The organism is Pseudomonas sp. GW823-FHT03E05, assembly GCF_058796855.1.
The window spans coordinates 567,092-590,132 of sequence record NZ_JBXAJB010000005.1 but is presented as its reverse complement, the minus strand read 5'-3'; the positions used below and the strand labels follow the sequence as shown (position 1 = coordinate 590,132).

22 protein-coding genes are annotated in these 23,041 nt (G+C 64.2%); 14 read left to right on the top strand and 8 right to left on the bottom strand.

The annotated features are described in order from the left end of the window. Positions 1 to 13: 13 nt before the first annotated feature. The 11 genes from AC1RCO_RS23035 to AC1RCO_RS22985 all read left to right on the top strand — a co-directional run bounded on the left by AC1RCO_RS23035 (position 14) and on the right by AC1RCO_RS22985 (position 8,655). Complete coding sequence (locus AC1RCO_RS23035; RefSeq protein WP_011058606.1) at positions 14 to 739, top strand: MotA/TolQ/ExbB proton channel family protein; 726 nt, start codon at positions 14 to 16, stop codon at positions 737 to 739. Between the two features lies 1 nt (position 740). Then, entirely contained in the window at positions 741 to 1,142 is a 402-nt protein-coding gene (locus tag AC1RCO_RS23030; protein ID WP_011058607.1) for an ExbD/TolR family protein, read from the top strand. A 315-nt stretch (positions 1,143 to 1,457) separates the two neighbouring features. Next, entirely contained in the window at positions 1,458 to 2,039 is a 582-nt protein-coding gene (locus tag AC1RCO_RS23025) for an alpha/beta hydrolase (RefSeq protein WP_011058608.1), read from the top strand. A gap of 57 nt (positions 2,040 to 2,096) precedes the next feature. Continuing rightward, positions 2,097 to 3,035, top strand: a complete 939-nt coding sequence (locus AC1RCO_RS23020) for a sigma 54-interacting transcriptional regulator (RefSeq protein WP_103290577.1) — start codon at positions 2,097 to 2,099, stop codon at positions 3,033 to 3,035. Between the two features lie 107 nt (positions 3,036 to 3,142). Further along, a complete protein-coding gene (locus tag AC1RCO_RS23015) occupies positions 3,143 to 3,577 on the top strand; it encodes a hypothetical protein (protein WP_146042000.1) in 435 nt (144 codons plus the stop codon). After that, entirely contained in the window at positions 3,577 to 4,218 is a 642-nt protein-coding gene (locus tag AC1RCO_RS23010; RefSeq protein ID WP_401333624.1) for a hypothetical protein, read from the top strand. Before AC1RCO_RS23015 ends, AC1RCO_RS23010 begins: the two co-directional genes overlap by 1 nt. A gap of 220 nt (positions 4,219 to 4,438) precedes the next feature. Beyond that, entirely contained in the window at positions 4,439 to 5,221 is a 783-nt protein-coding gene (locus AC1RCO_RS23005; protein ID WP_011058610.1) for a MetQ/NlpA family ABC transporter substrate-binding protein, read from the top strand. Between the two features lie 468 nt (positions 5,222 to 5,689). Further along, entirely contained in the window at positions 5,690 to 6,355 is a 666-nt protein-coding gene (locus AC1RCO_RS23000) for an amino acid ABC transporter permease (RefSeq protein WP_011058611.1), read from the top strand. Further along, complete coding sequence (locus tag AC1RCO_RS22995; protein ID WP_011058612.1) at positions 6,336 to 6,995, top strand: amino acid ABC transporter permease; 660 nt, start codon at positions 6,336 to 6,338, stop codon at positions 6,993 to 6,995. The genes AC1RCO_RS23000 and AC1RCO_RS22995 overlap by 20 nt, the downstream gene beginning before the upstream one ends. Next, entirely contained in the window at positions 6,992 to 7,774 is a 783-nt protein-coding gene (locus AC1RCO_RS22990) for an amino acid ABC transporter ATP-binding protein (RefSeq protein ID WP_011058613.1), read from the top strand. The genes AC1RCO_RS22995 and AC1RCO_RS22990 overlap by 4 nt, the downstream gene beginning before the upstream one ends. Then, on the top strand, positions 7,771 to 8,655 hold the full coding sequence (locus AC1RCO_RS22985; RefSeq protein WP_019095357.1) for a transporter substrate-binding domain-containing protein: 885 nt from the start codon (positions 7,771 to 7,773) through the stop codon (positions 8,653 to 8,655). Before AC1RCO_RS22990 ends, AC1RCO_RS22985 begins: the two co-directional genes overlap by 4 nt. A gap of 227 nt (positions 8,656 to 8,882) precedes the next feature. Here the strand turns inward: AC1RCO_RS22985 and AC1RCO_RS22980 are convergent, their stop codons facing one another. Beyond that, positions 8,883 to 10,079 carry an AAA family ATPase gene (locus AC1RCO_RS22980; protein WP_011058615.1) on the bottom strand — a complete coding sequence of 399 codons (1,197 nt, stop codon included), beginning with the start codon at positions 10,077 to 10,079 and terminating at the stop codon, positions 8,883 to 8,885. A gap of 274 nt (positions 10,080 to 10,353) precedes the next feature. Between AC1RCO_RS22980 and AC1RCO_RS22975 the strand changes: the two genes are divergently transcribed. Genes AC1RCO_RS22975 through AC1RCO_RS22965 form a run of 3 tightly spaced genes read left to right on the top strand, consistent with a single transcriptional unit; the run spans position 10,354 to position 15,598 of the window. Continuing rightward, on the top strand, positions 10,354 to 11,448 hold the full coding sequence (locus AC1RCO_RS22975; protein WP_011058616.1) for an efflux RND transporter periplasmic adaptor subunit: 1,095 nt from the start codon (positions 10,354 to 10,356) through the stop codon (positions 11,446 to 11,448). Further along, on the top strand, positions 11,445 to 12,515 hold the full coding sequence (locus tag AC1RCO_RS22970; RefSeq protein ID WP_492618078.1) for an efflux RND transporter periplasmic adaptor subunit: 1,071 nt from the start codon (positions 11,445 to 11,447) through the stop codon (positions 12,513 to 12,515). The genes AC1RCO_RS22975 and AC1RCO_RS22970 overlap by 4 nt, the downstream gene beginning before the upstream one ends. Next, on the top strand, positions 12,512 to 15,598 hold the full coding sequence (locus AC1RCO_RS22965) for an efflux RND transporter permease subunit (RefSeq protein WP_492618077.1): 3,087 nt from the start codon (positions 12,512 to 12,514) through the stop codon (positions 15,596 to 15,598). The genes AC1RCO_RS22970 and AC1RCO_RS22965 overlap by 4 nt, the downstream gene beginning before the upstream one ends. A 30-nt stretch (positions 15,599 to 15,628) precedes the next feature. On the opposite strand, the gene AC1RCO_RS22960 is transcribed toward AC1RCO_RS22965, so the two are convergent. The 7 genes from AC1RCO_RS22960 to AC1RCO_RS22930 all read right to left on the bottom strand — a co-directional run bounded on the left by AC1RCO_RS22960 (position 15,629) and on the right by AC1RCO_RS22930 (position 22,937). Further along, entirely contained in the window at positions 15,629 to 16,255 is a 627-nt protein-coding gene (locus AC1RCO_RS22960) for a class I SAM-dependent methyltransferase (protein WP_065364774.1), read from the bottom strand. A 152-nt stretch (positions 16,256 to 16,407) separates the two neighbouring features. After that, positions 16,408 to 17,052, bottom strand: coding sequence for a methionine ABC transporter permease (locus AC1RCO_RS22955; protein WP_015633738.1), 645 nt, complete (start codon positions 17,050 to 17,052; stop codon positions 16,408 to 16,410). Beyond that, the gene (locus tag AC1RCO_RS22950) at positions 17,042 to 18,166 is read right to left on the bottom strand and encodes a methionine ABC transporter ATP-binding protein (RefSeq protein WP_492618076.1); all 1,125 of its coding nucleotides are present in this window, start codon (positions 18,164 to 18,166) and stop codon (positions 17,042 to 17,044) included. The genes AC1RCO_RS22955 and AC1RCO_RS22950 overlap by 11 nt, the downstream gene beginning before the upstream one ends. Position 18,167: 1 nt before the next feature. Then, complete coding sequence (locus tag AC1RCO_RS22945; protein WP_492618075.1) at positions 18,168 to 18,977, bottom strand: MetQ/NlpA family ABC transporter substrate-binding protein; 810 nt, start codon at positions 18,975 to 18,977, stop codon at positions 18,168 to 18,170. Between the two features lie 112 nt (positions 18,978 to 19,089). Next, positions 19,090 to 20,457 (bottom strand): LLM class flavin-dependent oxidoreductase, encoded by a 1,368-nt coding sequence (locus tag AC1RCO_RS22940; RefSeq protein ID WP_492618074.1) that lies wholly within the window; start codon positions 20,455 to 20,457, stop codon positions 19,090 to 19,092. Further along, positions 20,457 to 21,656: an SfnB family sulfur acquisition oxidoreductase gene (locus tag AC1RCO_RS22935; protein ID WP_015633742.1), complete on the bottom strand. Its 1,200-nt coding sequence runs from the start codon at positions 21,654 to 21,656 to the stop codon at positions 20,457 to 20,459. The genes AC1RCO_RS22940 and AC1RCO_RS22935 overlap by 1 nt, the downstream gene beginning before the upstream one ends. Before the next feature lie 39 nt (positions 21,657 to 21,695). Continuing rightward, a complete protein-coding gene (locus AC1RCO_RS22930; RefSeq protein WP_011058625.1) occupies positions 21,696 to 22,937 on the bottom strand; it encodes an SfnB family sulfur acquisition oxidoreductase in 1,242 nt (413 codons plus the stop codon). Positions 22,938 to 23,041: the final 104 nt, after the last annotated feature.

Sequence of the window (23,041 nt, the reverse complement as noted above, 5' to 3'; positions counted from 1 at the left end):
GAGGGAACACATCATGACGTTACTGGCATCTCCACTGGAATCCATCGAAAGCGCGGTGATCTGGCTGTTGGTGGTCTTCTCCGTCGCCACTTGGGGCCTGGCCCTGGTCAAGGGCGTGCAGTTCGCCCGCCTCAAGTCCCAGGATCGCAAGTTCCACAATCAGTTCTGGGCAGCGTCCAGCCTCGACTCCGCTGCCTCGTTGAGTGAAACCCAGCCCGGCGCGGCGGCCCGGGTGGCCCAGGCCGGCTATGCGGCGATCCAGGTTGGCGAAGCGCCCCACGCGGCGGACCTGAGCCAGGCAATCAACCACCAGGACCGTCTCGAACGTGCCCTGCGCCAGCAGATCGTGCGTGAGCGTCGTTCCCTGGAAACCGGCCTGGCGGTGGTTGCCAGTATCGGCAGCACCTCGCCCTTCATCGGCCTGTTCGGCACCGTGTGGGGGATCATGGAAGCCTTGAAAGGCATCAGCGCTGCTGGTTCGGCGAGCCTGGAAACCGTGGCCGGTCCCATTGGCGCAGCCCTGGTGGCGACGGGGGTGGGGATCGCCGTCGCAGTGCCGGCGGTGCTGGTCTACAACTACTTCCTGCGGCGCCTGAAGCTCACGGCCGCGGACCTGGACGACTTCGCCCACGACTTCTACAGCCTGGCGCAGAAGAACTCCTTCCGCGTGCTGATCCACCCGAGCGTGCACAAGGCCGCGGCCCAGGGCAGCCCGCAAAAAGTGAAGGAGGCGTCCTGACATGGCCTTTTCCACCCAAGACAGCGATGAAGTGCTGAGTGAGATCAACGTCACACCGCTGGTGGACGTGATGCTGGTGCTGCTGGTGGTGTTCATCGTCACCGCGCCGCTGCTGACCAACGCCATTCCGATCAACCTGCCCAAGACCGAGGCCGTGGCCCCGGTGGAGCAGAAAGACCCGCTGGTGGTGAGCATCGACGGTGCCGGCAAACTCTTTATCAACAAGGACGAGATCCAGCCGGACCTGCTGGAAACCAACTTGCAAGCGGCCAAGGCCAAGGACCCGCAAGTGCGGGTCCAGCTGCAGGCCGACGATGGCGTCAACTACGGCGAAGTGGCCCGGGCCATGGCGTCCATCGAGCGTGCGGGCATCACCAAACTGTCGGTGATTACCGCGCGCTGAGACCGAGCAACAACGCCACGACTTTTCAGGCCGTCTCCTTGGCAGGGTGCGGCCTTTTTTTTGCCTGGCGAAAAGCCCCCGCAAGGCCCCCACCGAAATCGCGCCAGCCGTAGGCGCTGGCTTGCCAGCGAAGGCGTCCTTGAGCGCGGTGCAAGGCTTGCGGGCCTCTTCGCCGGCAAGCCGGCTCCTACGGAGGCCGGGGGGGGAAGTTTTATATTCGTTTAAGGAATTAATAAATAGCTTCTTATTCCTTAACGAATATAAATCCCCTCCCTATACTCGTCCGGGAACAGACACGCAGCAGGAGAGTTCCCCATGCGCAACGAATCCATTCGCTACTTGATTGTGCCGGGCTGGCAAGGATCGCCAGAAGATCATTGGCAAACCCACTGGCAGAACAGCCTGCCCAACAGCGCGCGGGTGGAGCAGGCCGACTGGCTGACGCCGCGCCGCGAAGATTGGGTGGCGGCCCTGGCCGAGGCCATTGCCGCCGACGACACTCCGGTGATTCTGATTGCCCACAGCCTGGGTTGCATTACCGTGGCTCATTGGGCCGCGCGCGCGCCCGTAGCGGCCCTGCGCCAGGTGCGCGGTGCGTTGCTGGTGGCCCCGGCGGACGTCGAGCGCCCGGCCTGTGCCCCGGCGCTGCGCAATTTCGCGCCGATCCCCCGGCACCTGCTGCCGTTCCCCAGCCAAGTGGTCAGCTCGGATAACGACAGTGCCGTGAGCGCGCCGCGGGCCCTGGAGCTGGCCCGTGACTGGGGCGCCGAAGCCGGGATCCTGGCCGGCGCCGGCCATATCAACGTCAAGTCCGGCCACCATCGCTGGGAGCAGGGTTTCGCCTATCTGTACCGCTTGCAGAACCGCATGGAACAACACGCCCTGCGTCGTGCCTGATCGTCCTTTTTTCGTTTAAACGCCCCGTCCCCCGGCGGTCTGGGGCGGGAGCCTGCCATGAGTGCCCATACCCCATTCGGTCAGCCGTTGCTGACCTTCCCCGATGCCGAGAAAAGCCCCCTGAGCATCCGCGCCAAGGCGCTGGTGTTCGTCGACCCGCGCTCGCGGCAGTTGCGCGAAGAGCTGGAGCAACTGGCGCCGCGTTCGGTTTCGGTACTGATCCGTGGCGAAACCGGCACCGGCAAGGAGCTGCTGGCCCGGCACATCCACCGTGCCAGCGATCGCAGTGGCCTGTTCGTCTCGGTGAACTGCGGCGCCATCAGCCCGACCTACGCCGACGCCGAACTGTTCGGTTATGCCGCCGGCAGTTTCAGCGGTTCGGCCAGCAGCCGCGCCGGCTGGTTCGGCTCGGCCAACGGCGGGACCCTGTACCTGGATGAAATCGGCGACCTGCCGCTGCCGATCCAGACCAAGCTGCTGGCCGCCCTGGAGAACCACGAAGTGACCCGGGTCGGCGCCCAGCAACCGAGCCCGGTGGACGTACGCCTGGTGGCGGCCACCAGCATCGACCTGGCCCAGGCGGTGGCGGCGGGCAAGTTTCACGAGCGCCTGTATCGCTACCTCAGCGAAGGCCAGCTGGAACTGCCGGCGCTGCGGGAACGGGTGGGAGACATCGAGTCCCTGGCCGAATACTTCCTCGGCATCTACAGCCAGCGCCTGGACCTGCCGGTGCCGCTGATCAGCGAAGCCGCGCAGCAGGCCCTGAATCGCCACAGCTGGCCGGGCAACACCCGGGAGCTGGAGAACGTCATCCACTTTGCGCTGCTGGTCAGCAGCGGCGAGGAGATACTGCCCGAGCACCTCAACCTGCCGGAAAAAGTGTCACCGCTGAGTGAGTTGGAGCGGCAAATAGAGGTGTTGCTGCGGGGAAGTGAGAGTGAGCGCGGAAGGTTGAAGGCTGTGCTGGAGAAGGTTGCGCAGCGGTTGGGATTGTAGAGCGGAGCGAGCACGAGAGTTATTGCAAAAGCAATGGTTGTACATGCAAATGATTTGCATTAACTTCTTCGAAAAGGAAATCTGCTTCAAGCATTAAAGGGATTTTTATGAGAAGAGTATCTTGTGCGGTCATTTTTCTATCTGCTCTGACCCCCAACGCCTATGCGTATCTCACTGAACTGGCGATGTTTTCTCGTGCCAACTGTTTCGGTTTCAACGAGTCAGTCAGTTGGGACACGATACGTACATGGAAATTAGAAACATCGTCTGTGCAATACAACACTGTGGATGGCAGTTACAGGGAGTTTTACGATAAATCCGACAGTACCTGGCGGTCTTATGCAGGTTGCGGATTTTGTGGCATGGATTGGGAAGTCTACGGTTTCCATTATGCGGACGGGAAATATGGCGATCCTGACTACAGCGCTCAACAGGATCATCTGCTTGTCAATGTCTGTACTCCTGGCTGGTCTCCAAGCGTAGCTGACGGTTCGCCCTGCCTCGAAACCTACACGACCTCTTGCAATCTGACGGAGTGGTGATGATGCGCTTGTCGATGATCTGCATAAGCATGTTGCTTGTTTCATTCTCGGCAATTGCGGAGTTGGAAATTCACCCTCTAAGTGGTAACGCACATATTCAAAGTATCATCAACAAGAGACCCGCCTCATCCCGAATTGAGCCTGAGAAAAGATCGAGCTTTCCAAGCTTCGAGCAATTCAGTTCGATGGTCACACTCGCTCAGAAGACCGATAAAAGGCTATCTAAAGCAGTCAGGTTCAAATCGGAGTCGAGAGCGGCAATTGAAAAATTGGGATGTCAGTTTTCCAAAGAAGCCCCCTCCGGTGTCGAGATGAAGGAAGGCGGTTTGAACGGTGTCATGTCACTTTATTCGTGCGGTGCTGACTATGTTGTCACCTACGAGTCCCACTATGAACGTGAGCTGTCGCAGCGTGTAGTTGTTTACGACGATGATTACGCCAAGCCTCAAGACCTCGGTAAGCCCTTGGTGAAAACGTCGGAAAAAGTAGTGGGCGGAGTCAGGAAGACCGGGTTGCGCTGGATGAACTCGAAGCATGAAGTGAGGTATGACATTTACGCCAGCCTGGAGGGTGATGGTGCACTGGAGAAGGCACTGACGTCGGTCATTACCAAGGTTGCCATTGAAGTCGGTAATCGATAGATCGCAGGCGTTGTGTAACGGAGCAACGAGACGTACCGGCAGGCTAGCCAGCTATCCATTTTGTACCCGTAAAAAAGTTATAAGTTCTTGCGAAAAAGATATTGTTCGGGAATAAAAAATCTCGGTATTGTCCGCCTCACGCCAGCAGTGGCACTTCACTGGCACCTCAATCAGTTCCCTATTTGAAGCCGTCGTCGACCTCGACACCTAAGGACCTTGCATGAAAAAAGTTCTGTTGTTCACCGCACTGGCGGCAGCCCTGAGCGCAGGTATCGCCCAGGCTGGCGAGAAGCTGGTGGTCGCTGCGACCCCAGTGCCCCACGCCGAGATCCTCGAGCTGATCAAGCCGACCCTGGCCAAGGAAGGCGTGGACCTGGAAATCAAGGTCTTCACCGACTACGTGCAGCCCAACGTGCAGGTCGACCAGAAGCGCCTGGACGCCAACTACTTCCAGACCCTGCCCTACCTGAAAAGCTTCAACGAAGGCAAAGGCACCCACCTGGAAACCGTGATCGGCGTGCACGTCGAACCTTTCGGCGGTTACTCGAAGAAGGTCAAGACCCTGGCCGAGCTGAAAGATGGCGCAACCATCGCCATCCCCAACGAAGGCAGCAACAGTGGCCGCGCCCTGATCCTGCTGCAGAAGGCCGGCCTGATCGAGCTCAAGGACCCGAAGAACGCCGTGGCCACGCCCAAGGACATCGCCAAGAACCCGCACAACTTCAAGTTCAAGGAACTTGAGTCGGCCATGCTGCCGCGGGTCCTGGACCAGGTTGACCTGGACATGATCAACACCAACTACGCCCTGGAAGCCGGCCTGAACCCGGCGAAGGATGCGCTGATCATCGAAGGTTCCGATTCGCCTTACGTGAACTACCTGGTGGCCCGCCCGGACAACAAGGACAGCCCGGCCATCCAGAAGTTGGCCAAGGCCCTGACCAGCCCGGAAGTCAAAGCCTTCATCGAGAAAAAATACAGCGGCGCAGTACTGCCGGCGTTCTGATGAACTAGGCTACTGACGCGACAAACCCCTTCAAGGTTTAAACGCCGACGGCTAGCGCAGCGTCGGCGTTTTTTATTGCGCCGGAAAAAACCGTAGGAGCCGGCGCCTACACAGGGGCGTTTTTGGCAGTGGGCTGGGTGGCCCGGCGCAGGGCCGCCAGCCATTTCATCAGTTCATGGGGGTCCAGGGGTTGCGGGGTCTTTGCATCGGCCATGGTGGTCGTCCTTGAGAGGTGCAGCGTCCAGTGGGGGGATGGGCGCGAAAGCTCCGTTCGACCCGGTAGAAAAGGTAGTAGCCCTGCGCCAGCCCGGCAAATCCGCGGGTTAGGTTTTTGGGTGATATCAATATGCCTTAACGGTATTTAAATTCTGCTTTTTATAGCTATAAAGTCGCGGCAGCCGGGCGGTTACCCATCGCCCCATGGACTGCACCACCGCCGCTGTACCCCAGCGGCGTCCAGGACTTTCAATGACCCTCGACTACGCCTTTATCCTCAGCACCCTGCCGGCCTTTCTCAAAGCCGTTGGGGTAACCCTGCAGGTCGGCCTGATCGCCATCGGCACTTCCCTGCTGGTGGCCCTGATCAACGCCACGCTCCTGGTATTTCGCACCCCTTACCTGCACCGGCTGATCGGCCTGTACGTGGAACTGGCGCGCAACACACCGCTGCTGATCCAGCTGTTCTTCGTCTACTTCGCCTTGCCGGCCCTGGGGATCAAGGTCTCCGGCTTCACCGCGGCGATCATCACCATGACTTTTCTTGGCGGCGCCTACCTCACCGAGGTGCTGCGGGCCGGCGTGGAAGCCGTGCCCCAGGCGCAGCTGGAGTCGGGGCGTTCCATCGGCCTGTCGCAGTGGCAGTTGCTGCGCTACGTGATCCTGCCCCAGGCCGGGATCCTCAGCCTGCCATCGCTGTTCGCCAATTTCATTTTCCTGCTCAAGGAAACCACCGTGGTCTCGGCGGTGGCGGTGCCGGAAATTCTCTACACCACCAAGAGCTACATCGCCCTGTACTACAAGACCTACGAAATGCTCGCGGTGCTGACGCTGATCTGCGTGCTGTTGTTCCTGCCCCTGTCGCTGTTGCTCAGCCGTCTGGAAAGGAGGTTGCAGCATGGCCAGTTCGGGTCTTGAGCTGTTGCTGGTGTCCCTGCCGCAACTGGCCAGGGGCGCTGCGCAGACCTTGTCGATTTCCTTGCTGAGCATTGCCTTCAGCACCCTGGGCGGCGTGCTCTACGGCGTGCTGCGCAGCCTGCAGCGCAAGGTGCTGGACGTGCCGCTGCGGATCTACCTGGAGCTGTTCCGGGCCATTCCGGTGCTGGTCTGGCTGTACCTGCTGTTCTTCGGCTTTCCGATCTTCTTCGGCCTCAGCATTCCCAGCTTCACCTGCGCGGTGCTGGTGCTGTCGCTGTGGGGCGCCAGCGAGGTCGGCGAGGTGGTGCGCGGGGCGCTGCAGTCCCTGCCCCGGGGCCAGCGTGAGGCAGGGCTGTCCATCGGCCTTTCCGGTGCCCAGTTGTACGGCTACGTGTTGCTGCCCCAGGCGCTGAAACGCATGACGCCACCGACCATCAACGTCTACACGCGGATCATCAAGACCAGCTCCCTGGCAGTGCTGATCGGCGTGGTGGACGTGATCAAGGTCGGCCAGCAGATCATCGAGCGCACCTACGAGTCGGTGCTGATCTACGGCGTGCTGTTTCTGTTTTTCTTCTTTATCTGCTACCCGTTGTCAGCCGCCTCCCGCGTGCTGGAACGGCGCTGGACGCAAGCATGAGCGCATTGATCGAGTTCCAGGGTTTCAACAAATTCTTCGGCCCGCAGCAGGTGCTAAAGGAAGTGGACCTCTGCGTGGCGGCGGGTGAGGTGATCGTCATCCTCGGCCCCAGCGGCTGCGGCAAGAGCACCTTGCTGCGCTGCCTCAACGGCCTGGAAACCGCCCACAGCGGCCACCTGCGTTTTGCCGGGCGCGAACTGCTGAGCCCCGCCACCGACTGGCGCCAGGTGCGCCAGCAGATCGGCATGGTGTTCCAGAGCTATCACCTGTTTCCCCACATGAACGTGCTGGACAACATCCTCCTGGGGCCGCTCAAGGTACAGAAGCGCGAGCCCCGGGAAGCCCGGGCCCAGGCCGAGGCGCTGCTGGAACGAGTGGGCCTGCTGGACAAGCGCGAGGCCTTTCCCCGGCAGCTTTCCGGCGGCCAGCAGCAACGCATCGCCATCGTCCGTTCGTTGTGCATGAACCCCCAGGTGATGCTGTTCGACGAGGTCACCGCGGCGCTGGACCCGGAGATGGTCAAGGAAGTGCTGCAAGTGATCCAGGGCCTGGCCCGCGACGGCATGACCCTGTTGATTGTCACCCATGAAATGGCCTTCGCCCGGGCCGTGGCCGACCGTGTCGTGTTCATGGACGGCGGGCGCATCGTGGAACAGAACACCCCCGAGGCTTTCTTCACGAACCCGCAGAGCGCACGCGCGCAGCAGTTCCTGGAGAAGTTCTCCTTCGTTGAAGCACTGCCCAAGAAAGCCCCTAAAAAGGAACTGGAGCTCTTATGAAAACTGCCAAGTCTTCGCTGTTGTTACTGCCGCTGTTCGGTCTGGCCCTGCTGGCCGGCTGCGATAAATCCAATGATGCACCCAAGCCTGCGGCCACGGCCGCCAGCGCCGCGCCGGCGGCCGGCTACCTGGACAAGATCAAGGCCCGGGACAAGCTGATCGTCGGTGTATTCACCGACAAGCCGCCGTTCGGTTTCGTCGATGAAACCGGGCGCTACGTGGGCTTCGATACCGACATCGGCCGGCAATTCGCCAAGGACCTGTTGGGGGACGAGAACAAGGTTGAATTCGTCGCCGTGGAACCGGCCAGCCGCATTCCCTTCCTGCAGAGCGACAAGGTCGACCTGATCCTGGCCAACATGACCGTGACCCCGGAGCGCAAGGAGGCGGTGGAGTTCACCAACCCCAACCTCAAGGTGGCGGTCCAGGCCCTGGTGCCTGAAGGCAGTGAAGTGAAGAGCCTGGATGACCTGGCGAGCCGCACCACCATCGTCACCACCGGCACCACCGCGGACATCTGGCTGACCCAGAACCACCCGGACTGGAAGCTGCTCAAGTTCGAGAAGAACACTGAATCCCTGCAGGCCCTGGCCAACGGTCGCGGTGACGCCTATGCCCAGGACAACCTGATCCTGTTCAGCTGGTCCAAGCAGAACCCGGGCTACCGCGTATTGCCGCAGACCCTGGGCGAGCAGGCGCCGATCGCCCCGGCGGTGAAGAAGGGCAACATCGAACTGCGGGACTGGGTGAATGCCGAACTGGCCAAGCTGGGCGAGGAGAAGTACCTGCTCAAGCTGTATGACCAGTACGTGCGCAAGGAACTGAGCGACGACACCAAGCCCGAGAGCGTGATTGTCGAAGGCGGCAAGTGGCAGGGCTGACCCCTCCTCCCTCCGCGTAGGAGCTGGCTTGCCAGCGAAGGCGTCCGCGAGGACGGTGCGGGGCTTGAGGGCCTCTTCGCCAGCAAGCTGGCTCCTACAGAGGGTGTATTTGTAGGAGCTGGCTTGCCAGCGAAGGCGTCCGTGAGAACGGTGCAGGGCTTAAGGGCCTCTTCGCCAGCAAGCTGGCTCCTACGGGGGGCATGGCAGTCGGGGCCGGCGGGGAGGGGTCAATCGGGCCAGTTCCACGCCGGTTCGTCCAGCATGCGCTGGCCGACGATGCCGGTCTGGCCCAGTTGTTTCTCCAGCACGATGCAGTTGCATTCGGGGTCTTGCTGCAAGGCTGCGATCAGCCGCCGGGCGTGGGACACCACCCACACCTGGCACTGCTGCGAGGCGCGAATGATCAGGCGCGCCAGGGCCGGCAAAAGGTCCGGGTGCAGGCTGGTCTCCGGTTCGTTGAGCACCATCAGGGTCGGTGGTCGTGGGGTCAGCAGGGCCGCTACCAGCAACAGGTAGCGCAAGGTGCCGTCGGACAGTTCCGCGGCCGACAACGGTCGCAACAGGCCTTCCTGATAGAACTGCACCCCGAACAGCCCCCCCGGAACGGCATCGATCTCCAGCCGCGACTCCGGGAAGGCATCGCTGATGGTTTCGTGCAATGCCTGCTGATCGCCCACTTCGATGATGGTCTGCAACGCGGCGGCCAGGTCCCGGCCATCGTGGTGCAGCACCGGGGTGCGGGTGCCCAGTTGTGGTCGGCGCGCGGGTGCCTGGCTGTCGGTGCGCAAGTGGTCATAAAAACGCCAGCCACGGATCTGCTCGCGCAGATGCAGGACCTCGGGCGATGAACTCAGGTTGCCCACCCGGTCGAACAGGCTGTCGCCGCTGCTCGTGTGCTGCGCCAGCACCTCCCATTGGCGGCCCGCACGGGCTCGTATCATCGGGCCCTGGCGGTCCACCAGGGCACTGGCCGAGCGGTACAGGGGCCCGCCCCAGATGCTCTCGCGCTTGATCCACGGGTCGAGAGTGAAGCGCGAGGCAATCGGCGAGCTGTGCCCGGGCAACATGAAATGGCCGCTGGAATCCGGCAGCCCCAGGCTGATTGCGTACCCGAAGTCCTCACCGGCAAAGCCCAGTTGCAGGCGTCTGGCGGCCTTGCGTGGCCCGCCCTGGATCGGCACCTCGCCTTGGCTCATGCGTCGGCTGATCTGTTCCGGCCCGGCCCAATACGTCGATTCCAGCCCGCCTTCCTTGGCCAGGGCGTTGACCACGCCGCCCTGGGCGGTCTCCGCCAGCAGGCGCAGGGCGCGGTACAGGTTGGACTTGCCGCTGCCGTTGGCGCCGGTGACCAGGTTCAGCCGACCCAGGGGAATTACCAGTTTGTTGATGGAGCGGTAGTTGGCCACTGCCAGGGTCTTGAGCATGCCGGGTCTCCTGTTGCGTGGTGCGCAGTGTGCCTGATTTGTGAAGCCGCAGCTTGCTTGCGGCGGCCCTCGAAACCGACGTTGTGCTTGCCAGGATAGAGCGCGTCGAGGGCCGTTGCGGCTGCTGCGCCCCGGGGTGCCGGCCGGTCAGCGGGAGCAAGCTCCGCGCCACCGAAACCCTCTCTGATGAGACTGGCGTGCAGCGGTTGAACCCTGTTCTAAGCTCACAGTCGTAACGTCACTGGCGAGACAGCATCACGCAAAAGGAGCCTGCATGGCTGCGTTCAATTCGAAGTGGATAGTGGGATTGACCCTGTTGCTGCTGCTTGGCGGCTGCGGGGCGGAAAAGCCCGGGGAAAAGGAGCGCCCGCGGGTGCGCATCCTGGAGGTGCAGAGCAGTGACTTCGCCCCTTCGGTGACCCTGACCGGTGACGTCCAGGCCCGGGTGCAGACCGAACTGTCGTTCCGCGTCGGCGGCAAGATCATCCAGCGCATGGTCGATGTCGGCGATCGGGTTACCGCGCAACAGGTGCTGGCCAAGCTCGATCCCAAGGACCTGCAGACCAATGTCGATTCTGCCGCGGCCTCGGTGTTCGCCGAGCAGGCCCGGGTCAAGCAGGCCGGCGCGGCGTTTGTCCGCCAGCAGAAGCTCTTGCCCAAGGGCTACACCAGCCAGAGCGAATACGATTCGGCCCAGGCCGCCCTGCGCAGCAGCCAGAGCGCCCTGAGCGCGGCCCAGGCGCAACTGGCCAACGCCCGCGAGCAACTGAGCTACACCGAGCTGGTGGCCGAGGCTCCGGGGGTGATCACCGCGCGCCAGGCCGAGGTCGGCCAGGTGGTGCAGGCCACGGTGCCGATCTTCAGCCTGGCCCGGGATGGCGAGCGCGATGCGGTGTTCAACGTCTACGAGTCGCTGCTGATGCAGCCACCGGGCCAGGAAACCATTCACATCAGCCTGCTGGACAACCCCAAGGTGACCACCACCGGCAAGGTGCGCGAGGTGACGCCGGTGGTCTCGGCCCAGAGCGGCACGGTGCAGGTCAAGGTGGTGCTCGATTCGTTGCCGGCGGGCATGGACCTGGGCTCGGTGGTCAGCGCCACCGCCCGGGCCCATGGCAAGGCCAGTGTGGTGCTGCCCTGGTCGGCCCTGACCAAGAATCTCAGCGAGCCTGCCGTGTGGCTGGTGGGCGAGGACGGCAAGACGGCCCTGCACACGGTGAAGGTCGGGCGCTACCTCACCGGCAAGGTGATCATCAGCGACGGCCTCAAGGGCGGCGAGAAAGTGGTGGTGGCGGGTGGGCAGTTGCTGCACCCGGGGATGTTCGTGGAGATCGCCTCGCAAACGAGCGACCAGGGAGCACAGCCATGAAGCGCCTGCTGCCGTTGTTGTGTGCCAGCGCCTTGTTGCTGGGCTGCTCCAGGGAAGAGCCGGCGCCGGAGCCGGTGCGCCCGGTGCTGTCGTTCCGGGTGGCGCCCCAGGCCGAGGAAAGCCTGGGGCGTTTTGCCGGCACCATCCAGGCCCGCTACGAGACCAACCTGGGCTTCCGGGTGCCGGGGCGCATTGCCAACCGCAATGTCGATGTCGGTGCCGAAGTGGGCCCCGGGGACTTGCTGGCCACTCTGGACCCCACCGACCAGCAGAACCAGCTGCGGGCCGCCCAGGGCGACCTGGCCAAGGTCGAGGCGCAGTGGATCAACGCCCAGGCCAATGCCAGGCGCCAGCAGGAACTGTTCGATCGCGGCGTGGGCGCCCAGGCGCAACTGGACATCGCCCAGACCGACCTGAAGACCACCGGTGCCTCCCTGGACCAGGCCAAGGCCTCGGTACGCCAGGCCCGGGACCAGCTCAACTACAGCGAACTGCGCAGCGATCACGGGGGCGTGATCACCGCCTGGAACGCCGAGGCCGGGCAGGTGGTGACCGCCGGCCAGCAAGTGGTGACCCTGGCCCGGCCGGAGATCAAGGAAGCGGTGATCGACCTGCCGGCCAGCCTGGTGGACCAGTTGCCGGCCGGTGTGGAATTCAAGGTCGCGGCACAGCTGGATCCGAGCATCAGCACCACCGCCACGGTGCGTGAGATCGAACCCCAGGCCCAGAGTGCAACCCGTACCCGCCGCGCCCGCCTGACCCTCAAGGACACGCCCGCGGCCTTTCGCCTGGGCACCGCCATCAGCGTGACCCTGAGCTCGGCCATCGAGCCGCGCACCGAGGTGCCGCTGACCGCCCTGCAAGAGGTGCAGGGCAAGACCCGGATCTGGGTCGTCGACCCCCAGAGCCAGACGGTGGCTCCGCGCGAGGTCACGGTGCTCAGCCGCGACAGCGCTTCGGCGTTGATCAGCCAGGGCGTCAAGTCCGGCGAGCGGGTGGTCAGTGCCGGGGTCAACAGCCTCAAGCCGGGGCAGAAAGTCAAAATCGATGAGGACCGCGCACAATGACGCCCGACAGCAAAGGGAGCTTCAACCTGTCCGAGTGGGCGATCAAGCATCAGTCCTTCGTCTGGTACCTGATGTTCGTCGCGCTGCTGATGGGCGTGTTTTCCTACATGAATTTGGGGCGCGAGGAAGACCCGTCCTTCACCATCAAGACCATGGTCATCCAGACCCGCTGGCCCGGTGCGACCCAGGAAGAAACCCTGAAGCAGGTCACCGACCGCATCGAGAAGAAACTCGAAGAGCTGGACTCGCTGGACTACGTGAAAAGCTACACCCGCCCCGGCGAATCGACGGTTTTCGTCTACCTGCGCGACACCACCAGTGCCAAGGACATTCCCGAGATCTGGTACCAGGTGCGCAAGAAGATCAACGACATCCGCGGCGACTTTCCCCAGGGCCTGCAGGGCCCGGGGTTCAACGATGAGTTCGGCGATGTGTTCGGCTCGATCTACGCCTTCACCGCCGATGGCCTGAGCATGCGCCAGCTGCGCGACTACGTGGAACAGGTACGGGCGCAGATCCGTGAGGTGCCGAACCTGGGCAAGGTGGAGATGGTCGGCGAGCAGGACGAAGTCATTTACCTGAACTTCTCCACCCGCAAGCTGGCGGCCCTGGGCATCGACCAGCGCCAGGTCCTGCAGAGCCTGCAATCGCAGAACGCGGTGACCCCGGCCGGGGTGATCGAGGCTGGGCCGGAGCGCATCTCGGTGCGCACGTCCGGGCAGTTCGCCTCGGAGAAGGACCTGGCCACGGTCAACCTGCGGCTCAACGACCGCTTCTACCGGCTGGCGGACATCGCCGAGATCAGCCGCGGCTATGTCGACCCTTCCACGCCGCTGTTCCGCTTCAATGGCAAGCCGGCCATCGGCCTGGCGATCGCCATGAAGAAGGGCGGCAACATCCAGGACTTCGGCAAGGCCTTGCACGCCCGCATGGACCAGCTCACCGCCGACCTGCCGGTGGGCGTCGGGGTGCACAAGGTTTCCGACCAGGCCGAGGTGGTGGAAGAGGCAGTGGGCGGTTTCACCAGTGCCCTGTTCGAGGCGGTGATCATCGTGCTGGTGGTGAGTTTCATCAGCCTCGGGGTCCGCGCCGGGCTGGTGGTGGCCTGCTCGATTCCGCTGGTGCTGGCCATGGTATTCGTGTTCATGGAGTACAGCGGCATCACCATGCAGCGGATCTCCCTGGGGGCGCTGATCATCGCCCTGGGGCTGCTGGTGGATGACGCGATGATCACCGTGGAAATGATGGTCACGCGGCTGGAGAAGGGCGAGAGCAAGGAGCAGGCAGCGACCTTCGCCTACACCTCCACCGCCTTTCCCATGCTCACCGGGACCCTGGTGACCGTGGCCGGCTTCGTGCCCATCGGCCTCAACGCCAGTTCTGCCGGTGAGTACACCTTTACCCTGTTCGCGGTGATCGCGGTGGCCATGCTGGTGTCGTGGATCGTGGCGGTGCTGTTTGCCCCGGTGATCGGCATCCACATCCTCAGCACCAACGTCAAACCCCATTCCGATGAGCCGGGGTGTATCGGACGGACCTTCAACGGTGGCCTGCTGTGGGCCATGCGCAACCGCTGGTGGGCCATCGGCATCACCGTGCTGCTGTTCGTGGCTTCGGTGTTCTGCATGCGTTTCGTGCAGAACCAGTTCTTCCCGTCATCGGACCGGCCGGAGATCCTCGTTGACCTCAACCTGCCGCAGAACGCTTCGATCAACGAGACCCGCCAGGCCGTGGACCGCCTGGAGGCCACCCTCAAGGACGACCCGGACATCGAGCGCTGGAGCACCTATATCGGCGAGGGCGCGATCCGTTTCTACCTGCCCCTGGACCAGCAACTGCAGAACCCCTACTACGCTCAGCTGGTGATCGTCAGCAAGGGCCTGGAGCAGCGCACGGCCCTGACCCAGCGCTTGCAGAAACGCCTGCGGGAAGATTTCGTCGGCATCGGCAGCTATGTGCAGGCCCTGGAAATGGGCCCGCCGGTGGGGCGGCCGATTCAATACCGGGTCAGTGGCAAGGACATCGACCAGGTGCGCAAGCACGCCATCGAACTGGCCACCGAGCTGGACAAGAACCCGCACATCGGCGAGATCATCTATGACTGGAACGAGCCCGGCAAAGTGCTGCGCATCGACATCGCCCAGGACAAGGCGCGGCAACTGGGGCTGTCCTCCGAAGACGTGGCGCAGTTGATGAACAGCATCGTCAGCGGCTCCACCGTGACCCAGGTGCATGACGACATCTACCTGATCAACGTGGTCGGTCGCGCCGACGACAACGAGCGCGGCTCCCCGGAAACCCTGCAGAACCTGCAGATCGTCACCCCCAACGGCACTTCGATCCCGCTGCTGGCGTTCGCCAGCGTGCGCTACGAGCTGGAGCAGCCGCTGGTGTGGCGTCGCGACCGCAAGCCGACCATCACCATCAAGGCCGCGGTGCGCGATGCGATCCAGCCCACCGACCTGGTCAAGCAACTGAAGCCGGACATCGACCATTTCGCCGCGCAACTGCCCGCCGGCTATTCGGTGGCCACCGGCGGCACCGTGGAGGAAAGCGGCAAGGCCCAGGGGCCGATCGCCAAGGTGGTGCCGCTGATGCTGTTCCTCATGGCGACCTTCCTGATGATCCAGCTGCACAGCGTGCAGAAGCTGTTCCTGGTGGCCAGCGTGGCGCCCCTGGGGCTGATCGGCGTGGTCCTGGCCCTGGTGCCCACGGGCACGCCCATGGGCTTTGTGGCGATCCTCGGGATCCTGGCGCTGATCGGCATCATCATCCGCAACTCGGTGATCCTGGTGACCCAGATCGACGAATACGAGCGTGAGGGCTATCACCCCTGGGACGCGGTGCTGGAAGCCACCCACCATCGACGGCGGCCGATCCTGCTGACCGCGGCGGCGGCCAGCCTGGGGATGATCCCGATTGCCCGGGAAGTGTTCTGGGGGCCGATGGCCTACGCCATGATCGGCGGCATCATCGTTGCCACCTTGCTCACCCTGCTGTTCCTCCCGGCGCTGTACGTGGCCTGGTACAAGATCAAGGAACCGAGCAAGGACACCGAGCGCACCCGGCCCACGGCCTCATAGGCGCTGGCGAGCCGGCTCCTCGCAGGGGGATCAGGCCTTGCGCCAGACGCTGGCCAGCCACGGTTGCTGTTCCCGAGGCAGGCCGGCGGGGCGGTAGTAGTGTTCCAGCTCGACGAACCCGGCATCCGTCAGCAACGCCTGCCAGGCCGCCAGGTCGTGGTAGGCACCATAGCGCGGGCCGTTCCAGCCTTCCTGGTTGTCACCCCGGGGATTGGAGCTGAACAGCACGCCGCCGTCCTTCAGGCAGGCATGCAGTTGCTTGAGCACCCGCGGCAGTTCCTGGCGGGGAATGTGGAACAGCACCGCGTTGGCGAAGATCCCGTCGAAGCGTTCAGCCGGCAGGTCGAGCTTGAGGAAGTCCTGCTGCCAGACCTCGCAGCCACTGTCTTCCCGGGCCATCTGGGCGAAGCGCTCGCAGCCGTCGAGGCCGACGGCGACATGGCCCAGGCGGGTAAAGGCCTGCAGGTCGCGGCCGGGTCCGCAGCCAAAATCCAGCACGGTGAATGGCGCCGGGCCCTGGATGTGCCGCAGCAGCGCGTCGATGTTCTGGCTGACGTCGTGGTCGCGGGTGCCTTCACGAAAGTCTTCGGCCACCTGCTGGTAGTGGCCGAGGGTGGTTGCGGTGATGCTGTCGAGATCGTCGGGGGCGAGTTTCATGGCGGGCTGCGTGGCTAGAGAGGAGGCGGCCAATATACCGCCAATGACGGCCTGGCGGCCTGTTCGCGAGCGAGCTCGCTCCTACGGGATGATCATCGTCCTTGGTAGGAGCGAGCTTGCTCGCGAAGGCGTCCGAACGGACACCACAGCCCTCAGCGCTTGTTCAGCACCCGCGCCAGACGGTCGCCACCCAGCTGGATCGCCGCTACCAGAATCACCAGCAGCACGATCACCGTGAGCATGATCTGGCTGTCGAAACGCTGATAACCGTAGCGGTAGGCAATGTCCCCCAGGCCGCCCGCGCCAATCGCCCCGGCCATGGCCGAGGAGTTGATCATGGTCACCAGGGTGATGGTGAAGCCGCCGACGATGCCCGGCAGCGCCTCGGGCAGCAGCACGTGCCAGACGATATGCCAGCGTCGGCAACCCATGGCCTGTGCGGCCTCGATCAGGCCGTGGTCGACCTCACGCAGGCTGACTTCGGCGATCCGCGCAAAGAACGGCGTGGCGGCGATGGTCAGCGGCACCACGGCGGCCCACACGCCGTAGGTGGTGCCGACGATCATTCGGGTAAAGGGGATCAGCGCCACCATCAGGATCAGGAACGGGATCGAGCGGAACAGGTTCACAAAGGCCCCCAGCGCCCGGTTCAGGTTCGGCGCCTCGTAGATCCCGCCCTTGCCGCTGGTGACCAGGATCACCGCCAGGGGAATCCCCGCCAGCAGGGCAATCAGCGAGGACACGCCGACCATCAGCAGGGTGTCGAGAATGCCCTGCAACAAGCGATCAAACCACATAGCCCAGTACCTCCACTTGCTGTGCCCATTGCCCGGCGCGCTGGCGCAGTTGCGCAGCCTCCAGGGACGAGCCCTGGACTGCCAGCAGCAGTTGCCCCAGGGCGTGGCCCTGGATGCGTTCCACGCCGCCTTGCAGCAGGCGTACGCGGCCGCCCAGGGCGCCGAACAGCGCCGCCAGGTCCGGTTCCTCATGGCTGCTGCCGGTGAAGCGCAGGCTCAGCACCAGCGCCGCATCGGAAGACGTCGAATGGCTTTGCAGGCGGTTCTGCAGTTCTTCCGGCAGGCCGTGCTGCAGGGGCGCCAGCAGGGTCTTGCTGACCTCGTGCTGCGGGTTGCCGAAGACTTCCCAGACCGGCCCCTGCTCGACGATGCGCCCGTGCTCCAGTACCACCACCCGGTCGCAGATATCGCGGATCACCGCCATCTCGTGGGTGATCAGGATGATGGTCAGGCCCAGGCGCTGGTTGATCTCTTTCAGCAGGCCGAGGATCGACTGGGTGGTTTCCGGGTCCAGGGCCGAAGTGGCCTCGTCGCACAGCAGGATCTCGGGATCGTGGACCAGGGCCCGGGCGATCCCCACTCGCTGCTTCTGGCCGCCGGACAACTGCGCCGGGTAGGCCTGGTGCTTGTCCTTGAGGCCCACCAGTTCCAGCAGCTCGCGGACCTTGCGCTGGCGCTCGGCCTTGGGCACCCCGGCCACCTTCAGCGGCAGCTCGACGTTGTGCCACACGGTCTTGGCCGACATCAGGTTGAAGTGCTGGAAGATCATGCCGATGCGCCGGCGCAGGGCCACCAGGCGGTCTTCGTCGAAGTCGCCGATGTCCACCTGGTCGATCAGCACCCGGCCGCTGCTGGGCTGCTCCAGGCGATTGATGGTGCGGATCAGCGACGACTTGCCGGCGCCGCTGCGGCCGATGATGCCGAACACCTCGCCGCGCTGGATCGAGAGGTCGATATCGTGCAAGGCCTGCACCGGACCCTGCTGGCCCTGGTAGGTCTTGCCCAGGCCGATAAAGCGCACCTGGGCGCGATTCAGTTCGGGGTGCAGCTCGGTCTGCCCGGCGCGCCGGGGCGCCGCTTCCGGCAGCTTGCGCTGTAGCGTCGCGACACTCATCTCAACCTTCCCAGCCGGCTTGGTAGAGCTTGCCGTGGGCTTTGTCCAGAGCGTCGCGAACGGCAGGCGAGTGCTGGTAGATGTCGACGAACTTGATCAGCCGCGGGTCGTTCTTGCTCTTGGGCTGGATGACGAACTGGATCACGTATTCCTTGTGGTCCAGGCCGTCGAACAGCAGCGCCGAGCCGGCATCGAAGGTCTTGGCCAGGCGGATGTAGGCCGGGTAGCCCTGGACCAGGTCAGCGTCGTCATAGGCGCGCACCAGCTGCACGGCTTCGACCTGGAGGATCTTGATCTTCTTCGGGTTGCTGACGATGTCTTCTTCGGTGGCCTTGTAGCCAACGCCCGGCTTGAGGGTGATCAGCCCGGCCTTGGCCAGCAGTTGCAGGCCGCGCCCGCTGTTGATCGGGTCGTTGGCGATGGCCACGCTGGCGCCTTGTGGCAGTTCGTCGAAGCTTTTGTATTTCTTCGAGTACAGGCCGACGTTGTTGATGATGCCCGGGGCGAAGGGCACCAGGTCGAAACCGGCGGCGGCCTTGGCGTTTTCCAGGAACGGGATGTGCTGGAAGTAGTTCACGTCGATGTCACCGGCGGCCAGGCTGACGTTGGGCGCGATCCAGTCGGTGAACTCCACCAGCTCGACTTTCAGGCCCTGCTTGCCGGCCTCTTCCACGGCGGCCTCCAGGGGAATGGCGAAGGCGGCGGTGGTGCCGACCTTGAGCGGCGCGTCGGCGGCGAAGACGGCGCTGCTGAACAGGCCGAGGGCGAGGGCCAGGGCTTTGACCGGGTGGCGCAGGCGTTTGCTTTTCATGTGGGTCAGGGTCCAAGTCGGGGCGAGGGAATGTGCAGGTTTTGCGGGCCTCTTCGCTGGCTAGCCAGCGCCTACAGTGAGGTGTGCAGGAGCCGGCTTGCCGGCGAAGCGTTTAGCGGCGGTAGGCCGCGCCGGTGTGTTGTTCGGGCAGCTTGCGGCCCTGGCGGAAGAGCTTTTCCCGCAGGGTGCCATCGTCGTAGGCGGTCTTGTAGGAGCCGCGGCGCTGCAGTTCGGGGATGACCAGGTCGATGAAGTCGATGTAGCTTTCCGGGGTGACGATGCGGGTCAGGTTGAAGCCGTCCAGGCCGGTTTCGGCGATCCAGGATTCCAGGTCGTCGGCCACCTGCTGCGGCGAGCCGACCACGGTGAAGTAGCGGCCGCCCAGGGCGTGCTGGTCCAGCAGCTTGCGTCGGGTCCAGTCGTTGTTCTGCAGGTTCTTGGTGGCCGACTGGATGGCATTGCTCTTCACGTACTGGATCGGCTCGTCGATCTCGTACTGGGAAAAATCGATCCCGGTGGACGCGGAAAAATGCGCCACGCCGGCTTCGGCGCTGGCATGGCTGCGGTATTCGGCGTGCTTCCTCCAGGCCAGTTCCTCGGTCTCTCCGACTATCACGTTGAGGCCCATGAACACCTTGATGTCTCCGGGATTGCGCCCGGCGGCCACGGCGCTGGCGCGGACCTTGTCCACCTGGGCCTTGGTCGCCGCCTTGTTCTGCCCGCTGATGAACACGCACTCGGCGTGGCGCCCGGCGAACAGCAGGCCGCGGTCCGAGCTACCGGCCTGGAACAGCACCGGGGTGCGTTGCGGCGACGGTTCGCACAGGTGGTAACCACTGATCTGGTAGAACTCGCCCTGGTGCTCGACCTTGTGCACTTTTTCCGGCTGGGCGTAGATGCGTTGCTCGCGGTCGTTAAGGACCGCGTCGTCCTCCCAACTGCCTTCCCAGAGTTTGTACAGCACTTCCAGGTACTCGTCGGCCTGGTCGTAGCGGCGGTCGTGCTCGATCTGCTCCTTGAGTCCCATGGCCTGGGCGGCGCTGTCCAGGTAGCCGGTGACGATGTTCCAGCCGACTCGGCCACGGCTCAGGTGGTCGAGGGTGGAAAGGCGCCGGGCGAACAGGTAGGGCGCCTCGTAGGTGAGGTTGGCGGTGAGGCCGAACCCCAGGTTCTTGGTGACCGCGGCCATGGCCGAGACCAGCAGCAGCGGGTCGTTCACCGGCAGCTGGATCGACTCCTTGAGGGGCACGTCCACCGAGTTCTGGTAGACGTCGTAGACCCCGACGATGTCGGCGATGAACAGCCCGTCGAACAGCCCGCGCTCCAGCAACTGGGCCAGCTCGGTCCAGTACTCGAGGGTCTTGTACTGGGTCGAGTTGTCCCGCGGGTGGGTCCACAGGCCGTGGTTGATGTGCCCGACGCAGTTCATGTTGAAGGCGTTGAGCAGGATCTTCTTCTTGGCGGTTTGTGGCGCGGCCATCAGATGGTCCCCCGCAGCGGCGGGTTCTGCTGGTTCAGGTAGTAGTTGCCCACCGCGTGGTACTTCCAGCGCACCGGGTCGTGCAGGGTGTGTACCCGGGCATTGCGCCAGTGGCGGTCCAGGCCATGCTCGGCCAGGGTCGCCTGGCTGCCCGCCAGTTCGAACAGGGTGCTGCCGGCGGCCAGGGAGATTTCCGTGCTCAGGGCGCGGACCTCGGCCACGGCGATGGACGCGGCGGCCACGGTGTCGGCGTTGGTGTCGGCCTGGGCCCGGTCGAGGAACTCCCCGGCGCGTTCCAGCAGGGCCTCGGTGGCGTGCAGGCGGATGCTCAGGTGGCCGAAGCTCTTGATGGTCAGCGGGTCGTCGGTGGCCTTGTCGTTGCCGGAGTCGATCCACGGCCGGGTCTTGGTGCGCACAAAGCGCAGGGCGTCTTCATAGGCGGCGCGGGCGATGCCGGTGTCGATGGCGGCGTGGAGGATCTGCGCCAGCGGGCCGACTGGGGTCGGGCGCTCGAAGGCGCTCTGGAACGGCACCACGTCGGCCTCGTCCACCCACACGTTGTCGAATTGCACCGAGCCGCTGCCGGTGGTGCGCTGGCCGAAGCCGCTCCAGTCGTCGATCACGTCCAGGCCCTGGGCGTCGGCGGGGACGAAGGCCAGTTGCTGCACGCCGTGTTCATCCACCACCGAGGTGGGGATGCGCTGGGCGTAGAGGGCGCCGGTGGCGTAGAACTTGCGCCCGTCGATGCGGTAGCCCGGGCCGTTGCTGTCGCGGCTCAGGCGGGTGGTGCGGTCGTGGGCGGTCTTGGTGCCCAGCTCGGCCAGGGCGTTGCCGAAACGCCGGCCGGCCAGGACTTCGGCATACAGCCGCTGCTTCTGCGGCTCGCTGCCATTCACCCGCAGCACTTCCAGGGCGTAGAAATGGTTCTGCGGGATCTGCCCCAGGGAGGCGTCGGCCTCGGCGATCAGGGCGATGACCTTGGCCAGGGTGACGTTGGAAACCCCGGCGCCGCCGTATTCCTTGGGCACGCTGATGCCCCACAGGCCGGAGCGGGAAAAGGCTTCCAGCTCGGGGTGCGGCAGGCGCCGCTCGCGGTCGCGCAGGGCGCTGTCGCGCTTGAAATCTTCCGCCAGGTCGCTGGCGACAATCAGGGCTTGCTCATCGCTGGTAATGACCGCGACGTGTTGGGAAAGAGACATGTGTTTCTCCAGAGATCTGGTCAAAAGCGTTCTGGGCGGTTAAATCCAGGAGTGCCGGGCAGGCAAGGTGCCGTTCAGGTGATAGGTGCCCACGGCGTGGTACTTCCAGCGCACCGGGTCGTGCAGGGTGTGCACCCGGGCGTTGCGCCAGTGACGGTCGAGGTTGAATTCGGCGAGGGTGGCGCGGCTGCCAGCCAGCTCGAAGAGCTTTTCACTGGCCAGCAGCGAGATCTCGGTGGTCAGCACCTTGGCTTCGGCCACGGCGATGGAGGCGCGGGCCGCGGACTCGGCAGTGATCGGCGCCGCGCTGACCTGGTCCAGCACCTGCCCGGCCTTGCGCAGCAGGGCTTCGGCGGCGTGCAGTTCGATCTGCAGCTTGCCGATGTCGGCGATCACATACAGGTCATCGCTGGCCCGCTCGACGTTGGCATCGATCCACGGGCGTGCTCGTTCACGAACGAAACGGATGGCGTCGGCCACGGCTTCCCGGGCGATGCCGGCGTCAATGGCGGCCTGGATCAGCTGGGATACCGCGCCCTGGATATTCGGTGTTTCGTTGATCCGCCAGTTGTCCAGCACCAGCTCGGCGTCCACCCGCACATCGTTGAGCAGGATGGTGCCGCTGGCGGTGGTGCGCTGGCCGAAGCCCGACCAGTCGTCGACGATGCGCAGCCCCGGGGTGCCACGACGGACGAAGGCCAGCACCTGGCGGCCCTCCTCGTTGAGTGCCTTGACCGCCACCCAGTGGGCGAACAGGGCGCCGGTGGAGTAGAACTTCTGGCCATTGATCACGTGGCCGTCGGCGTCGGCGGTGATCCGTGCCTTGAGTTCCAGGGTGTTCTTGGTGCCGCGTTCCGGGCCGGCATTGCCGATGCGCCAGCCTTCCAGGACGCTCTGCAGCAGCTGTTTCTTCTGCCGCTCGGTGCCGCAGCCGAGAATCAGGCCGAGGATGCCGAACTGGTTCTGCGGGATCTGCCCCAGGGCCGGGTCGGCCGCGGAAATGATCGCGAAGACTTCGGCTAGGGTGACGAAGGAAACCTGTGGCCCGCCGTAGGCGCGGGGCACGGAAATACTGCCCAGGCCGCTGCGGGTGAATTGTTCGATCTGCGCCCAGGGCAGCTTGCGCTGGCGGTCGCGCTGGGCGGCCTGCTGGCGGGCCGCGTCGGCCAATTCATGGGCAGCCTGAAGGGCTTCGGCGTCGTTGCGCAGAACCCGAGCGGGCAGCAAAAGGGGAGCGATATCCAGGTCACTCTGGACCTGGGCTTCGATCAGACTGGACATCAGTGCCACTCCTTGGCTGCACGCAATGCCCTGGCGATCTGCACTGGGGTGATTGTGTTCCGGACCATACCTACCTCACATCTTTTGGATAGGCCGCGTCATGC

What these genes read in the sequence shown, in the direction of transcription:
- AC1RCO_RS22960 (WP_065364774.1), bottom strand. Translation starts at nt 16,255, where the DNA reads ATGAAACTCGCCCCCGACGATCTCGACAGCATCACCGCAACCACCCTC.
- AC1RCO_RS23010 (WP_401333624.1), top strand. Translation starts at nt 3,577, where the DNA reads ATGATGCGCTTGTCGATGATCTGCATAAGCATGTTGCTTGTTTCATTC.
- AC1RCO_RS22980 (WP_011058615.1), bottom strand. Translation starts at nt 10,079, where the DNA reads ATGCTCAAGACCCTGGCAGTGGCCAACTACCGCTCCATCAACAAACTG.
- AC1RCO_RS22970 (WP_492618078.1), top strand. Translation starts at nt 11,445, where the DNA reads ATGAAGCGCCTGCTGCCGTTGTTGTGTGCCAGCGCCTTGTTGCTGGGC.
- AC1RCO_RS22965 (WP_492618077.1), top strand. Translation starts at nt 12,512, where the DNA reads ATGACGCCCGACAGCAAAGGGAGCTTCAACCTGTCCGAGTGGGCGATC.
- AC1RCO_RS23015 (WP_146042000.1), top strand. Translation starts at nt 3,143, where the DNA reads ATGAGAAGAGTATCTTGTGCGGTCATTTTTCTATCTGCTCTGACCCCC.
- AC1RCO_RS23025 (WP_011058608.1), top strand. Translation starts at nt 1,458, where the DNA reads ATGCGCAACGAATCCATTCGCTACTTGATTGTGCCGGGCTGGCAAGGA.
- AC1RCO_RS22935 (WP_015633742.1), bottom strand. Translation starts at nt 21,656, where the DNA reads ATGTCTCTTTCCCAACACGTCGCGGTCATTACCAGCGATGAGCAAGCC.
- AC1RCO_RS22955 (WP_015633738.1), bottom strand. Translation starts at nt 17,052, where the DNA reads ATGTGGTTTGATCGCTTGTTGCAGGGCATTCTCGACACCCTGCTGATG.
- AC1RCO_RS22945 (WP_492618075.1), bottom strand. Translation starts at nt 18,977, where the DNA reads ATGAAAAGCAAACGCCTGCGCCACCCGGTCAAAGCCCTGGCCCTCGCC.
- AC1RCO_RS23005 (WP_011058610.1), top strand. Translation starts at nt 4,439, where the DNA reads ATGAAAAAAGTTCTGTTGTTCACCGCACTGGCGGCAGCCCTGAGCGCA.
- AC1RCO_RS22985 (WP_019095357.1), top strand. Translation starts at nt 7,771, where the DNA reads ATGAAAACTGCCAAGTCTTCGCTGTTGTTACTGCCGCTGTTCGGTCTG.
- AC1RCO_RS23035 (WP_011058606.1), top strand. Translation starts at nt 14, where the DNA reads ATGACGTTACTGGCATCTCCACTGGAATCCATCGAAAGCGCGGTGATC.
- AC1RCO_RS22990 (WP_011058613.1), top strand. Translation starts at nt 6,992, where the DNA reads ATGAGCGCATTGATCGAGTTCCAGGGTTTCAACAAATTCTTCGGCCCG.
- AC1RCO_RS22975 (WP_011058616.1), top strand. Translation starts at nt 10,354, where the DNA reads ATGGCTGCGTTCAATTCGAAGTGGATAGTGGGATTGACCCTGTTGCTG.
- AC1RCO_RS23020 (WP_103290577.1), top strand. Translation starts at nt 2,097, where the DNA reads ATGAGTGCCCATACCCCATTCGGTCAGCCGTTGCTGACCTTCCCCGAT.
- AC1RCO_RS23030 (WP_011058607.1), top strand. Translation starts at nt 741, where the DNA reads ATGGCCTTTTCCACCCAAGACAGCGATGAAGTGCTGAGTGAGATCAAC.
- AC1RCO_RS22995 (WP_011058612.1), top strand. Translation starts at nt 6,336, where the DNA reads ATGGCCAGTTCGGGTCTTGAGCTGTTGCTGGTGTCCCTGCCGCAACTG.
- AC1RCO_RS22930 (WP_011058625.1), bottom strand. Translation starts at nt 22,937, where the DNA reads ATGTCCAGTCTGATCGAAGCCCAGGTCCAGAGTGACCTGGATATCGCT.
- AC1RCO_RS23000 (WP_011058611.1), top strand. Translation starts at nt 5,690, where the DNA reads ATGACCCTCGACTACGCCTTTATCCTCAGCACCCTGCCGGCCTTTCTC.
- AC1RCO_RS22940 (WP_492618074.1), bottom strand. Translation starts at nt 20,457, where the DNA reads ATGGCCGCGCCACAAACCGCCAAGAAGAAGATCCTGCTCAACGCCTTC.
- AC1RCO_RS22950 (WP_492618076.1), bottom strand. Translation starts at nt 18,166, where the DNA reads ATGAGTGTCGCGACGCTACAGCGCAAGCTGCCGGAAGCGGCGCCCCGG.